The following is a 13,347-nucleotide window of genomic DNA, read 5'->3' as shown; positions in this document are numbered from 1 at the left end:
GCGCGCGAAGCTGTACGCGCGGGCTGCCGCAGATGGTGGCGGGCGGCAATCTCGGACTGCCGCACCGCTGAACGGAAAAAGGGACGGCATGGGCCGTCCCTTTCGCGTTCGGACACTCGTGAAACTCTGTACGCGAAAGGGCGTCAGGCGGCTGCGGCCGGGGCATTGGCGGGGCGGCCCTCATAGAGGCGCTCGCCGACGCGGATCAGCATCCGGCCGTTTTCCAGTTGCTTGACCAAAAGACCCTGCACCGAAATGCAGCTACCGATGATGATGGTTTGCAGCATGATGGACTCCTCAGCTCTGCCGTAGGTCCATTATAAGCTCTGAATGGTGGACAACCTATTCCATGTGACGCTTTTGTGAGACGGATTGGAACCAAATGTGCCGCGCCTGCGCGGTGCGGGATCGGTGAGGATGTGCGCCTCTTACAGCCAGTCGCGCAATACGGGAATGAGCGGCAGGTCGGCCGGCGGCATCGGATAGTCGCGCAACCGGTTGGGGCGCACCCATGCCAGATCCTGATTCTCGCGGCCCTGCACCGTGCCCTGCCAGCGGCGGCAGGCGAAGAGCGGCATCAGCAGGTGAAAGCTCTCATAGGCGTGGCTCGCGAAGGTCAGCGGCGCGAGGCAGCTTTCCTGCGTGTCGATGCCCAGCTCCTCGTGCAGCTCGCGGATCAGCGCCGCCTCGGGGCTTTCGCCCGGCTCGACCTTGCCGCCCGGAAACTCCCACAGCCCGGCCATGGGCTTGCCCTCGGGGCGCTGCGCGAGCAGCACCCTTCCATCGGCGTCGATCAGGGCGACGGCGGAAACGAGGACGATCTTCACGAGCGGTAGTCGGCGTTGATCTCGATGTAGCGATGGGTGAGATCGCAGGTCCAGGCCACGGCCTCGCCCGTGCCCAGCCCGAGATCGACGGCGATGACGATCTCGTCGCCCTTCATGTAGGCGGCGGCCTTCTCCTCGCTGTAGGACGGGCTGACCCAGCCCTTTTCGGCCACGAGGAGATCGCCGAAGCGGATCGAGAGACGGTCGCGGTCGGCCTCGGCGCCGGACTTGCCCACGGCCATGACGACGCGGCCCCAGTTCGGGTCCTCGCCCGCGATCGCGGTCTTCACCAGTGGCGAATTGGCGGTGGCCATGGCGACCTTGCGCGCATCGGCGTCGGAGGCCGCGCCGGTGACGCGGATCTCGACGAACTTGGTCGCGCCCTCGCCGTCGCGCACCACCTGATGCGCGAGGTCGAGCATGACGCGCTCCAGCCCGGCGGCAAAATCGCTGTTGCCGGTGGCGTCCACGCCCGAGGCCCCGGTCGCGGCCATCAGCAGCGTGTCGGAGGTCGAGGTGTCGCTGTCGACGGTGATGCAGTTGAAGGTGCGGTCGGTGATCTCGCGCAGCAGGCTCTGCAAGGCGGGCTGGTCGTGTTTCGCATCGGTGAAGATGTAGACCAGCATCGTCGCCATGTCGGGCGCGATCATGCCCGAGCCCTTGGCGATGCCGACGATCTTCACCTCGCGCCCGCCGATCTCGACCGTTTCGGTCGCGCCCTTGGGAAAGGTGTCGGTGGTCATGATGGCGCGCGCGGCGCCTTCGATGCCCGAAGGGTCGAGCGCGGCGTTCAGCTCACCGAGCTTCGCCACGATCCGCTCATGCGGCAGCGGCTCGCCGATCACGCCGGTCGAGGAGGTATAGACGCGGTCCGCGTCGATGCCGGTGGCCTGCGCCACGGCGGCGCAGATCTCGGCCACGGAGCGTTCTCCGGCAGCCCCGGTGAAGGCGTTGGAATTGCCCGAATTCACGAGGAAGGCGGCGCGGGAGGTCTGTGTGCCGATCTTGGCCTCGCAGTCGCGGACGGGGGCCGAGCGGGTGGAGGAGCGCGTGAACACCCCCGCCACCGCCGAGCCCTCCGCCAGCTCGGCGAGCATCACGTCGGTCCGGTTCGCATATCGCACCCCGGCCGCGAGCGAGGCGAAGCGCAGGCCCGCGATCTCGGGCAGGGCGGGAAAGGCGGCGGGCGCCAGGGGCGAGACCGGACCGGCCATGATCAGTTGCCATCTTCGAGCAGACCGAGATCGGTCAGCACCGCAGGGTCGAAGGCGCCTTCATCGGGGCGGGTGACGTCGGCGTCGCTCTCGAGCTCGGCCAAGCGGCTCTCGATCTTGCCCTGCTGGATCTGGCTGGCGAGATCGTCGCGCACGTCGTCGAGCGCCGGCGGCTCCTGGGTGCGGGTGTCGTCGAGCCGGACGATGTGGAAGCCGAACTGCGTCTCGACCGGGGTCTCGGTGGTCTCGCCCGTCTCCAGCGACGCCACCGCCTCCTGGAACGGGGCGACCATCATGCCATCGGCGAACCAGCCGAGGCTGCCGCCCTGCGCGCCCGAGCCCGGATCGGTCGAGACCTCCTTGGCGACTTCGGCGAAATCCTCGCCCGCCTCGAGCCGCTCCATCACGGCCTCAGCCTCTTCCTCGGTCTCCACGAGGATGTGGCTGGCATTGTATTCCTTGGTCGCCTCGGCATCGGCGAAGGCCTCGTCATAGGCGGCCTGCAGCTCCTCCTCCGAGACCTCTTCGGTCATCATCGCGTTGATCGCCTCGCCCGCGAGCAGCGAGCGGCGCTGGTTCTCGAGCGCGTATTCGACGCGGGCCGGGGTCTCGTCGAGCGTGTCGGCCAGCACCTGCTGCTGCACGAGCTGGTCGAGGATGCCCTGGAACAGCGCCTCGGGCGGCAGCTGCTGGTATTGCTGCGGCAGCTGGCTGCGGGTGATGATCATCTCGCCCAGCGTGATCTCGGTGCCGTTCACGGTGGCGACGACATCGGAGGCCTGCTGCGCGGAGGCCATGGAGGCGAGGCCGGCCATCAGGGCGGCGGCGGGCAGCGTGCGGATCATGTGGTTTCCTTCCCTGGCCGCGCGGGGACCGCATCCCGGGCGCGACGTTGACACTCGGTCTCCCGCCCCTTACATCGCCGGATGGGCTGGCAAAGGGCGGCACTTGCGCCCTATCTATGCCCCACATGCGGGGGCGACAAGCGACCTCCTTGCAGATCAATGGACGACGGCAGGAGACAATCGCCAATGCTGGGTATCGGATCGCTGGCCAAGAAGGTCTTCGGCACGCCGAACGACCGCAAGATCAAGTCCACGCGACCGCTGATCGACAAGATCAACGCGCTCGAGCCCGAGTTCCAGGCGCTCGACGACGAGGGCCTCAAGGCCAAGACCGCGGAATTCAAGGACCGGATCGAAAAGGGCGAGAGCCTCGACCACCTGCTGCCCGAGGCCTTCGCCAATTGCCGCGAGGCCGCGCGCCGGGCGCTGGGGCTTCGCGCCTTCGACACGCAGCTGATGGGCGGCATCTTCCTGCATCAGGGCAACATCGCCGAGATGAAGACCGGCGAGGGCAAGACGCTGGTCGCGACCTTCCCGGCCTATCTCAACGGTCTGTCGGGCAAGGGCGTGCATGTCGTCACCGTCAACGACTACCTCGCCAAGCGCGACGCCGAATGGATGAGCAAGGTCTATGGCGCGCTCGGCCTGACCACGGGCGTGGTCTATCCGCAGCAGCCCGAGGCCGAGAAGAAGGGCGCCTACGCCGCCGACATCACCTATGCGACCAACAACGAGCTGGGCTTCGACTATCTGCGCGACAACATGAAGTCCGAGCTGAGCCAGATGAACCAGCGCGGCCACAACTTCGCGATCGTCGACGAGACCGACAGCATCCTGATCGACGAGGCGCGCACGCCGCTGATCATCTCCGGCCCGAGCGAGGACCGCTCGGACCTCTACCGCACCATCGACCGGGTGATCCCCGACCTGACCGACGAGCATTACACGCTCGATGAAAAGACCCGCTCGGTCACCTATACCGACGAGGGCAACGAGTTTCTCGAAGAGCGGCTGCAGGCGCTCGGCATCCTGCCCGAAGGCCAGACGCTCTACGACCCCGAGAGCACGACCATCGTGCACCACGTCAACCAGGGGCTTCGCGCGCACAAGCTCTTCACCCGCGACAAGGACTACATCGTCCGCGACGGGCAGGCGGTGCTGATCGACGAGTTCACGGGCCGCATGATGCAGGGCCGCCGCTTGTCGGACGGCCTGCACCAGGCGATCGAGGCCAAGGAGGAGCTGGACATCCAGCCCGAGAACGTGACGCTGGCCTCCGTCACCTTCCAGAACTATTTCCGCCTCTACGACAAGCTCGCCGGCATGACCGGCACGGCGCTGACCGAGGCCGACGAGTTCTTCGAGATCTACCGCCTCGGTGTGGTCGAGGTGCCGACCAATCGCCCGATCCAGCGGATCGACGAGCATGATCAGGTCTACCGCACCGCGCGCGAGAAGTTCGAGGGCGTGGTCAAGGCGATCAAGGAGGCGCATGAAAAGCGCCAGCCGATCCTCGTCGGCACCACCTCGATCGAGAAATCCGAGTTCCTGAGCCAGATGCTCGAAAAGGAGGGCATCAGGCACAACGTGCTGAACGCCCGCCAGCACGAGCAGGAGGCGCAGATCATTGCCGATGCGGGCAAGCTCGGCGCGGTGACCATCGCCACCAACATGGCCGGGCGCGGCACCGACATCCAGCTTGGCGGCAATGTCGAGCTGAAGGTGCTCGAGGCGCTGGCCGCCGATCCCGAGGCCAACCCCGACGAGATCCGCGCGCGGATCGAGGCCGAGCATGCCGACGAGAAGAAGGCCGTGCTCGAGGCGGGCGGTCTCTTCGTGCTCGCCACCGAGCGCCACGAGAGCCGCCGCATCGACAACCAGCTGCGCGGCCGCTCGGGCCGTCAGGGCGACCCGGGCCGCTCGTCCTTCTTCCTGTCGCTCGAAGACGACCTGATGCGGATCTTCGGCTCCGAGCGGCTGGAAAAGGTGCTCGCCGGTCTTGGCATGAAGGAAGGCGAGGCGATCGTGCACCCTTGGGTGAACAAGTCGCTCGAGCGCGCGCAGGCCAAGGTCGAGGGGCGCAACTTCGACATCCGCAAGCAGCTCCTGAAATACGACGACGTGATGAACGAGCAGCGCAAGGTGATCTTCTCCCAGCGCCGCGAGATCATGGAGGCGCAGGATCTGAGCGAGATCGTCGCCGACATGCGCCATCAGGTGATCGAGGATCTCGTCGCCACCCATATCCCGCCCAAGGCCTATGCCGACCAATGGGACACCGAAGGGCTCTATGCCCAGGCGATCCAGCGGCTCGGCATCGACGTGCCGGTGATGAAATGGGCGCAGGAAGAGGGCGTCGACGACGCGGTGATCCGCGAGCGGCTCGAAGAGGCCTCCGACAAGCTGATGGCCGAGAAGACCGAGGCCTTCGGCCCCGAGACCATGAAGAGCATCGAAAAGCAGGTGCTGTTGCAGACCATTGACGCCAAGTGGCGCGAGCATCTGCTGATGCTCGAACATCTGCGCTCCGTGGTGGGCTTTCGCGGCTATGCGCAGCGCGATCCGCTCAACGAATACAAGACCGAGAGCTTCCAGCTGTTCGAGGGCCTTCTCGACGGGCTGCGCGCCGAGGTGACCGAGAAGCTGGCGCAGGTGCGCCCGATCTCCAAGGAAGAGCAGCAGGCGATGCTGCAGCGCGCGATGCAGGCGCAGGCCGCCCGCGCCCAGGCCTCCGGCACGGGCGCGGGCGCACAGGGCGCTGCGACACAGGGCGCGAAGGCCGCGGCACCCGCCGCCGCCGCCGCGTCTTCGGCTGCCGCGCAACCGGCGACGCCCGAGATGGCCGGAGCCGGGGCTGATGCGTCCGCTGCCGCGCCGTCGCGCGCCCCGGCGCCGGGCTTCGACGAGAACGACCCGGCAAGCTGGGGCTCGCCCTCGCGCAACGGGCCCTGCCCCTGCGGCTCGGGCGAGAAGTTCAAGCATTGCCACGGGCGGATCTGAAGCGCCTGCCGCAATTTCGCCCGCATGACTCCCCCAAGGGGCCGGCTTGCCGTCGCAGGCCGGCCTTTTGCCTTCTCTAGGCTGGAGCCAGCAGAAGGGTAAGGAGCACGTCATGGCCGTATTGCGCTTTTTCGCCACCGCCGGGGCCTGCGCCGCTGCGGCGCTGGCCATCGGCCAGTTCATGCAGACCGGCGTCTCGCGCGCCTCCGCCACCCCCGTGGACCTGCCCGTCACCTATCCCGAACCGCCGATGATGGTGGGTCCGATGCCCGAGACCGCCCCGCCCGCCGCCATCGCCTTCGACAGGCCGGTGCCGATGCGCGCGCCCGCGCCTCTGGTCCGGCTGCCGGTGCCGGAGGCCCGCGCCGCCTGCGCCTTGTCCTTCTCGGCCGAGGCCCGCCCCGGCGCGATGGCCGCGCTGCGCCTCAAGGCGCCCTGCGCGCCCGAGGCGCGCGTCGTGCTGCGCCATCAGGGGCTCAGCGTCACCCTGCTCACCGACGCGCAGGGCCGGGCCGAGACGCTGTTTCCCGCCCTTGCTGAAAGCGCCGTCTTCATGGCCGAAACCGGTGGCGAGACCGCGATCGCCAGCGTCGATCTGCCCGACATGGCCGAATGGCAGCGCGTGGCGCTGCAATGGCGCGAAAGCGATGGCGTCTCGCTGCATGCGCTGGCCCCGGGCGGGCGGCCCGGCGGGGCGGGCGACCTCGGCCTCTCGACCCCCGAGGCGGCAGGGCCGATGGCGGCGCGGGTGACCGCGTTGGGCCATGCCGCGGCCCCCGCGGCGCGGCTGGCGCAGGTCTATTCCGCCCCGGCGGAGGAGAGGCGCAGCCTGCGCGTCGAGATCGAGGTCACCGAGAGCAATTGCGGCGCGCCGGTGCTGGCCGAGATGGTGCGCAGCGACGGCGCGGGCGGGCTCTCCAGCCTCGACCTCGAAGTCACGCTTCCGGGCTGCGAGGCCCTGGGCGAGCTTCTCGTCTTGCAAAATCTCGGGGCGGAGCTGACACTTGCGGCAAGATGACGCCCGACAGATCCCCATTTTTCTTTCCAGCAAAGATCCTGCGATGCGCGGCCCTCTGGGCCGCGCTGACGCTTGCGCCGCAGGCGGCTTTCGCGCAGGAGCCCGAAGGCCGGCTGCGGCTGACCTCGCGCAGCGGCTCGCTGAGCCTCACGGGCAGCTTTCTGGGCTATGACGGCCGCTACCTGCGGATCGCCACCGAACATGGCGAACTGACGCTGCCCTTGGCGAGCGTGATCTGCGAGGGGGCGGACTGCCCCGATCCCGAGACATGGGTGCCCGAGCTGCGGCTTTCGGGGGCGGGGCGGCTGGGCGAGCTGGTGCTGCCGGCGCTGGTCGAGGGCTATGCCCGCGCCCGCGGCTGGGAGCCCGCCCGCATCGAGACCGATGACGGACACGCGCTCTACAGCCTTGCCCTGCCGCGGGAGACCGAAGGGGCCGAGGAGACGGACGCGGCGGAGAGCGCCGGGCGCGAGCGGCTGCGCATCTCGTTCCGGCTGACCTCGACCGATGACGGCTTTGCCGATCTGCTGGCCAACGAGGCCGACATGGCGATGGCCGAGCGGCTGCTCGATGCCGAGGAGCTGTCATTGGCGCGCGATGCCGGGCTCGGGCGGCTCGACGCGCCGGGGCGGCTGCAACTCGTCGGGCTCGATGCGCTGGTGCCGGTGGTGGCGCCGGGCCATGATCTGCGCGCGCTGTCGCTGTCGCAGCTGTCGCGGCTCTTTGCGGGCGAGATCGCCGACTGGTCGCGGCTGGGCGGCGCGGCGGGGCCGGTGCGGCTGCATCTGGAGGCCGGGACGAGCGGCCAGATGCAGGGCTTCGAGGCGCTGGTGATCGAGGGGATGGGGCGCGCGCTGTCCGAAGAGGTGATCCGCCATCCCGATGCCGCGGCGCTGGCGGAGGCGGTCGCGGCCGATCCCGGCGCGATCGGCATGCTGCCCTTCGGGCAGTTGGGGGCGACGCAGCCGCTGGCGCTGAGCGGTCCATGCGGGCTGCGCAGCACGGCGCGGCCCGAAACCGTCTCCACCGGGGATTTCCCGCTGACTTTGCCGCTCGTGCTCTACCGCCCGATGCGCCGCCTGCCCGACGCGGCGGAAGCCTTTCTCGGCTGGATCGCCACGGCGGAGGCGCAGCTGGTGCTGCGCCGCGCCGGCGTGACCGGGCTGGCGCCGATCCCGATCCCGATCGAGGATCAGGGCGCGCGGCTGGCCGGCGCGGTGCTGTCGGCCGGGGAGGATGTCGGGCTCGCGGATCTGCAGCGGATGCTCGAAACCCTCGATGGGCATCAAAGGCTCTCCACCACCTTCCGCTTCGAGGCGGGGGAGGCCGTGCTCGACGCGGTGTCGCGTAGCCGCGTGGTGCAGCTCGCCCAGTCGATCCGCGACGGGCGCCACAATGGCGACGCGCTGCTGCTCGCGGGTTTTTCGGACGGGCGCGGCGGGCCGGTCGCCAATCAGGATCTCTCGCTCGACCGCGCGACGGCGGTGCGCGCGGCGGTGCTGTCGCTTTTGGGCGGCGCGCTGCCGCCGGGGGTGACGCTCGATGTGGCGGCCTTCGGCGAGGCGATGCCGATGGGCTGCGACGACAGCGCGACCGGGCGCGGCATCAACCGCCGGGTCGAGCTTTGGGTCGCGCCGCTGGACTAGAGCAGCCCGTCGGCGCGAAAGCTGGTCTCGCGCGATTTGCCGATGACGAGATGATCGTGCAGCACCAGCCCGAGCGCCCGCGCCGCCGCCTCGATCTGTGCCGTCATGGTAATGTCGGCCTGCGAAGGGGTCGGGTCGCCCGAGGGGTGGTTGTGCACGAGGATCAGCGCCGAGGCGTTGAGCTCCAGCGCCCGCTTGACCACCTCGCGCGGATAGACCGGCACATGGTCGACCGTGCCGCGCCCCTGCGCCTCGTCGGCGATCAGCACGTTGCGCCGGTCGAGGAACAGCACGCGGAACTGCTCGGTGTCGCGATGCGCCATCACGGTGCGGCAGTAGTCCAGGAGCGGCTCCCAGCCCGAGAGCACGGGACGCGAGATCACCCGGGCGCGGGCCATGCGGTGCGCCACCGCCTCGGCCACCTTGATCTCGCAAAGCACCGCCGGGCCGACGCCCTCGATCTCCGACAGCCGGGGCGCAGGCGCGGCGAGCACGCGGTTGAGATCGCCGAAGGCGTCGATCAGGCGGCGCGCCAATGGCTTCACGTCGCGGCGCGGAATGGCGCGGAACAGCAAAAGCTCCAGCAGCTCGTAATCGGGCATGGCGTCGGCCCCGCCCGAGAGGAACCTCTCGCGCAAGCGGCGGCGATGATCGGCCATGTAGGAGGGGATGCGCCCCTTCGGCAGCGGCGCGACCTCGGCCACCTCGTCATGGTCGAAGGGCAGGGAACGCTCGGCGAATGAAGGGTCGAAATCCATGCCCGCGAGTGTCTCGCGGGCATGGTTAATGCAGGCTTAACGCCAGAGCGGCGGGGGCCGGGCTCAGCCCTTCATCGAATCCCAGAATCCGCGCACGGCGGAGAAGAAGTTCGAGCTTTCGGGGTTGTTCTTCTCGCTCGCCTCGTCGAATTCGCGCAGCAATTCGCGCTGGCGCGAGGTGAGGTTCACCGGCGTTTCGACCGCGAGCTCGATGAACATCTCGCCGCGCTGGCCACCCCTGAGCGCGGGCATGCCCTTGCCCCTGAGCCGCATCTGCCGGCCCGACTGGCTGCCCTCGGGGATCTTCACGCGGCTCTTGCCGCCATCGATGGTCGGCACCTCGATGTCGCCGCCCAGCGCCGCCGTCGCCATGGAGACGGGCACGCGGCAATAGAGATCGTGGCCGTCGCGCTTGAAGAGCTGATGCTCGGCCACGTCGATGAAGATGTAGAGATCGCCCGAGGGGCCGCCCCTGAGCCCGGCCTCGCCCTCGCCGGCGAGCCGGATGCGGGTGCCGGTCTCGACACCGGCGGGGATGTTGACCGAGAGGGATTTCTCCTTCTCGACCCGGCCCGCGCCCTGGCAGACCCGGCAAGGGTCCTTGATGATCTGACCGATGCCGTTGCAGGTCGGGCAGGTGCGCTCGACGGTGAAGAAGCCCTGCTGCGCGCGCACCTTGCCCATGCCCGAACAGGTCGGGCAGGTGGCGGGCTCCGAGCCGTCGGAGGCGCCCGAGCCCGAGCATTTGCCGCAGGTGACGGAGGTGGGCACCGTCACGGTCTTCTGCATGCCGGCAAAGGCGTCTTCGAGGCTGATGCGCAGGTTGTAGCGCAGATCGTTGCCGCGCGCGGCCCGGCTGCGACCGCCACCGCCGCGCTGGCCGCCCATGAAATCGCCGAACAGGTCGTCGAACACGTCCGAGAAGGCCGAGGCGAAATCGCCCTGGCCGCGGAAGCCGCCCGCGCCGCCGCCCGGACGACCGCCGCCCATGCCGCCCTCGAAGGCGGCGTGGCCGTAGCGGTCATAGGCGGCCTTCTTGTCGGCGTCCTTGAGGACGTCATAGGCCTCATTGGCGGCCTTGAACTGCTCTTCGGCGTTGGGATTGTCGGAATTGCGGTCGGGGTGAAGCTCCTTGGCCTTGCGGCGATAGGCTTTCTTGATCTCGTCGGCGGAGGCGCCCTTAGAGACCCCGAGCGTTTCGTAATAGTCGCGTTTGGCCATGGGATCATCCAACATTCTTGAAACGGAAAGGAGCCGGCCCGGTCGCCGGGCCGGCTCCTTGGACTAGAGCTCGCGCGGCGCCTCAGCGGCTCCGCTTGTCGTCGTCCAGATCCTCGAAGTCGGCGTCCACGATACCGTCGTCATCGGCATCCTTCGACTTGGCGTCCGTGCCCTGCGGCTCTTCCTCGCCGGCCTCTTCCTGGCTGGCCTTGTAGATCGCCTCGCCGAGCTTCATCGAGGCCTCGGAGACGTTCTGGATGCCCGAGCGGATCTTTTCGGGGTTGTCCCCGTCCAGCTCGTCCTTGAGCGCGGCGATGGCCAGCTCGATCGCCTCGACGGTCGAGGGATCGACCTTGTCGGAATGCTCCTCGAGCGACTTCTCGGTCGAGTGGATCAGGCTCTCGGCCTGGTTCCTGGCTTCGACCAGATCGCGGCGCTGCTTGTCGGCATCGGCGTTCTCCTCCGCCTCGCGCACCATCTTCTCGATGTCCTCGTCGGTGAGACCGCCCGAGGCCTGGATGGTGATCTTCTGCTCCTTTCCGGTGCCCTTGTCCTTGGCCGAGACCGACACGATGCCGTTGGCGTCGATGTCGAAGGTCACCTCGATCTGCGGCATGCCGCGCGGCGCGGGCGGGATGTTCTCGAGGTTGAACTGACCCAGCATCTTGTTGTCCTGGGCCATCTCGCGCTCACCCTGGAAGACCCGGATGGTCACCGCGTTCTGGTTGTCCTCGGCGGTCGAGAAGATCTGGCTCTTCTTGGTCGGGATCGTGGTGTTGCGGTCGATCAGACGGGTGAACACGCCACCCAGCGTCTCGATGCCGAGGCTCAGCGGGGTCACATCGAGAAGCACCACGTCCTTGACGTCGCCCTGCAGCACGCCGGCCTGGATCGCCGCGCCCAGCGCCACGACCTCGTCGGGGTTCACGCCCTTGTGCGGCTCCTTGCCGAAGAACTTGGTCACCTCCTCGATCACCTTGGGCATGCGGGTCATGCCGCCGACCAGCACGACCTCGTCGATCTCGGAGGTCGAGATGCCGGCATCCTTGAGCGCGGCCTGGCAGGGCTTCATCGAGGATTTGATCAGGTCGCCCACGAGGCTTTCCAGCTTGGCGCGGGTCAGCTTCATGACGAGGTGCAGCGGCGTGCCGGTCTTGCCGTCCATCGAGATGAAGGGCTGGTTGATCTCGGTCTGGTTCGAGGAGGACAGCTCGATCTTGGCCTTCTCGGCGGCTTCCTTCAGGCGCTGCAGCGCCATCTTGTCGCCGGTCAGGTCGGTGCCGTGCTCCTTCTTGAACTCCTCGGCGAGGTAGTTGACGATCCGCATGTCGAAGTCTTCGCCACCGAGGAAGGTGTCGCCATTGGTCGACTTCACCTCGAACAGACCGTCATCGATCTCGAGGATGGTGACGTCGAAGGTGCCGCCGCCGAGGTCGTAGACGGCGATGGTCTTGCTGTCCTTCTTGTCGAGGCCGTAGGCCAGCGCCGCGGCGGTCGGCTCGTTGATGATGCGCAGCACTTCGAGGCCGGCGATCTTGCCCGCGTCCTTGGTCGCCTGACGCTGGGCGTCGTTGAAATAGGCGGGAACGGTGATGACGGCCTGCGTCACCTCTTCGCCGAGATAGGATTCGGCGGTTTCCTTCATCTTCTGCAGCGTGAAGGCGGAGATCTGCGACGGCGAGTACTTCTCGCCCTTCACCTCGACCCAGGCGTCGCCATTGCCGCCGTCGACGATGGTGTAGGGGACCAGCTTGCGGTCCTTCTCGACCGCGGCGTCGGACATGCGGCGGCCGATCAGGCGCTTGACCGCGTGGATGGTGTTGGACGGGTTGGTGACGGCCTGCCGCTTGGCGGGCTGGCCGACCAGACGCTCGTCATCGGTGAAGGCGACGATCGACGGCGTGGTGCGCGCGCCTTCGGAGTTCTCGATCACGCGGGGCTGCGAGCCGTCCATGATCGCGACGCAGGAGTTGGTGGTCCCGAGGTCGATGCCGATTACTTTAGCCATGTTCAAAACCCTCTAGCTCTAGGCGGTTTTCCGGTGCGGACCCGTTGAGGCATCTGCCCCGGACAGGAGAGAAGCGACGGAACTGGAGCCCGTCGCGGATCACTGGGCTATATAGGGAGGGCGTTTTCGGGCTGCAACTGGCAGAGGTGGTGCGAGAGCGCCATTTTCTGATGCGGATGGAACCAAAGCCGGGGGAAGGCACATGGGCGAGCCCGAGATCGACCTGCGCGGGGTGCGCGTGCTGCCCGGCCTCATCGAAGCCGGGGCGCAGGCGGCGATGCTGGCCGATCTGCGCGAGGTGGCGCGCGCCGCCCCGGTGATGCGGCCCGTGACCCGGCGCGGGCCGATGAGCGTGCGCATGACCTCGGCCGGGCGGCTGGGCTGGGTCGCCGACCGGCGCGGCTACCGCTACGAGGCCGTGCATCCCGAGACGGGCGCGCCCTGGCCGCCGATCCCCGACAGCGTGCTGGCGGTCTGGCGCGCGGTCTCGGGCGTGGAGGCCGATCCCGACAGCTGCCTCGTCAACCTCTACCGCGAAGGGGCGAGGATGGGGATGCACCAGGATCGCGACGAGGGGGATTTCTCCTTCCCGGTGGTGTCGATCTCGCTTGGCGACGAGGCGCTGTTTCGCGTCGGCTCGGTCGAGAAGGGCGGCCCGACCGCCTCGCTCTGGCTGCGCTCGGGCGACGTGGCGGTGATGGCCGGCGCGGCGCGGCTGGTGCATCACGGCATCGACCGGCTGCGCGAGGGCTCCTCGACACTGATCCCGGGCGGCGGGCGGATCAACGTCACGCTGCGCGTGGTGCGGGC

At 68.4% G+C, this 13,347-nt stretch carries 11 protein-coding genes; 4 read left to right on the top strand and 7 right to left on the bottom strand.

Translation table 11 applies throughout. The annotated features are described in order from the left end of the window. Positions 1 to 143: 143 nt before the first annotated feature. The 4 genes from CJ301_RS18965 to CJ301_RS05805 all read right to left on the bottom strand — a co-directional run bounded on the left by CJ301_RS18965 (position 144) and on the right by CJ301_RS05805 (position 2,886). A complete protein-coding gene (locus tag CJ301_RS18965; protein ID WP_099275258.1) occupies positions 144 to 287 on the bottom strand; it encodes a hypothetical protein in 144 nt (47 codons plus the stop codon). 141 nt (positions 288 to 428) lie between these two features. Beyond that, complete coding sequence (locus CJ301_RS05815) at positions 429 to 827, bottom strand: (deoxy)nucleoside triphosphate pyrophosphohydrolase (RefSeq protein WP_099275256.1); 399 nt, start codon at positions 825 to 827, stop codon at positions 429 to 431. After that, on the bottom strand, positions 824 to 2,041 hold the full coding sequence (gene argJ, locus CJ301_RS05810) for a bifunctional glutamate N-acetyltransferase/amino-acid acetyltransferase ArgJ (RefSeq protein WP_099275254.1): 1,218 nt from the start codon (positions 2,039 to 2,041) through the stop codon (positions 824 to 826). Before argJ ends, CJ301_RS05815 begins: the two co-directional genes overlap by 4 nt. Positions 2,042 to 2,043: 2 nt before the next feature. After that, the gene (locus CJ301_RS05805; protein WP_099275252.1) at positions 2,044 to 2,886 is read right to left on the bottom strand and encodes a peptidylprolyl isomerase; all 843 of its coding nucleotides are present in this window, start codon (positions 2,884 to 2,886) and stop codon (positions 2,044 to 2,046) included. Positions 2,887 to 3,072: 186 nt separating this feature from the next. On the opposite strand from CJ301_RS05805, the gene secA reads away from it, so the two are divergent. From secA to CJ301_RS05790, 3 genes are all read left to right on the top strand, one after another. Continuing rightward, positions 3,073 to 5,886 carry a preprotein translocase subunit SecA gene (secA, locus tag CJ301_RS05800; protein WP_099275250.1) on the top strand — a complete coding sequence of 938 codons (2,814 nt, stop codon included), beginning with the start codon at positions 3,073 to 3,075 and terminating at the stop codon, positions 5,884 to 5,886. A 112-nt stretch (positions 5,887 to 5,998) separates the two neighbouring features. Next, entirely contained in the window at positions 5,999 to 6,904 is a 906-nt protein-coding gene (locus tag CJ301_RS05795; RefSeq protein WP_099275248.1) for a hypothetical protein, read from the top strand. Next, on the top strand, positions 6,901 to 8,550 hold the full coding sequence (locus CJ301_RS05790) for a phosphate ABC transporter substrate-binding/OmpA family protein (protein WP_254050081.1): 1,650 nt from the start codon (positions 6,901 to 6,903) through the stop codon (positions 8,548 to 8,550). Before CJ301_RS05795 ends, CJ301_RS05790 begins: the two co-directional genes overlap by 4 nt. Here CJ301_RS05790 and radC read toward each other — a convergent pair. From radC to dnaK, 3 genes are all read right to left on the bottom strand, one after another. After that, positions 8,547 to 9,308, bottom strand: a complete 762-nt coding sequence (gene radC / locus CJ301_RS05785; RefSeq protein ID WP_099275246.1) for a RadC family protein — start codon at positions 9,306 to 9,308, stop codon at positions 8,547 to 8,549. The genes CJ301_RS05790 and radC overlap by 4 nt on opposite strands. A 63-nt stretch (positions 9,309 to 9,371) precedes the next feature. Next, positions 9,372 to 10,529, bottom strand: a complete 1,158-nt coding sequence (dnaJ, locus tag CJ301_RS05780; protein ID WP_099275244.1) for a molecular chaperone DnaJ — start codon at positions 10,527 to 10,529, stop codon at positions 9,372 to 9,374. An 82-nt stretch (positions 10,530 to 10,611) separates the two neighbouring features. After that, positions 10,612 to 12,537, bottom strand: coding sequence for a molecular chaperone DnaK (gene dnaK, locus CJ301_RS05775; RefSeq protein ID WP_099275242.1), 1,926 nt, complete (start codon positions 12,535 to 12,537; stop codon positions 10,612 to 10,614). Between the two features lie 202 nt (positions 12,538 to 12,739). On the opposite strand from dnaK, the gene CJ301_RS05770 reads away from it, so the two are divergent. Then, on the top strand, positions 12,740 to 13,347 hold a 608-nt coding region (locus CJ301_RS05770; RefSeq protein WP_099275240.1), incomplete at its 3' end, for an alpha-ketoglutarate-dependent dioxygenase AlkB family protein.

The organism is Limimaricola cinnabarinus (assembly GCF_002723615.1).
GTDB lineage: Bacteria > Pseudomonadota > Alphaproteobacteria > Rhodobacterales > Rhodobacteraceae > Limimaricola > Limimaricola cinnabarinus_B.
Note: the sequence above shows the minus strand (reverse complement) of the source record. Positions and strands in the feature narration are given on the sequence as shown.

Coding starts and splice junctions, on each gene's coding strand:
- CJ301_RS18965 (WP_099275258.1), bottom strand. CDS start 287: ATGCTGCAAACCATCATCATCGGTAGCTGCATTTCGGTGCAGGGTCTT.
- argJ (WP_099275254.1), bottom strand. CDS start 2,041: ATGGCCGGTCCGGTCTCGCCCCTGGCGCCCGCCGCCTTTCCCGCCCTG.
- CJ301_RS05805 (WP_099275252.1), bottom strand. CDS start 2,886: ATGATCCGCACGCTGCCCGCCGCCGCCCTGATGGCCGGCCTCGCCTCC.
- secA (WP_099275250.1), top strand. CDS start 3,073: ATGCTGGGTATCGGATCGCTGGCCAAGAAGGTCTTCGGCACGCCGAAC.
- CJ301_RS05795 (WP_099275248.1), top strand. CDS start 5,999: ATGGCCGTATTGCGCTTTTTCGCCACCGCCGGGGCCTGCGCCGCTGCG.
- CJ301_RS05790 (WP_254050081.1), top strand. CDS start 6,901: ATGACGCCCGACAGATCCCCATTTTTCTTTCCAGCAAAGATCCTGCGA.
- radC (WP_099275246.1), bottom strand. CDS start 9,308: ATGGATTTCGACCCTTCATTCGCCGAGCGTTCCCTGCCCTTCGACCAT.
- dnaJ (WP_099275244.1), bottom strand. CDS start 10,529: ATGGCCAAACGCGACTATTACGAAACGCTCGGGGTCTCTAAGGGCGCC.
- dnaK (WP_099275242.1), bottom strand. CDS start 12,537: ATGGCTAAAGTAATCGGCATCGACCTCGGGACCACCAACTCCTGCGTC.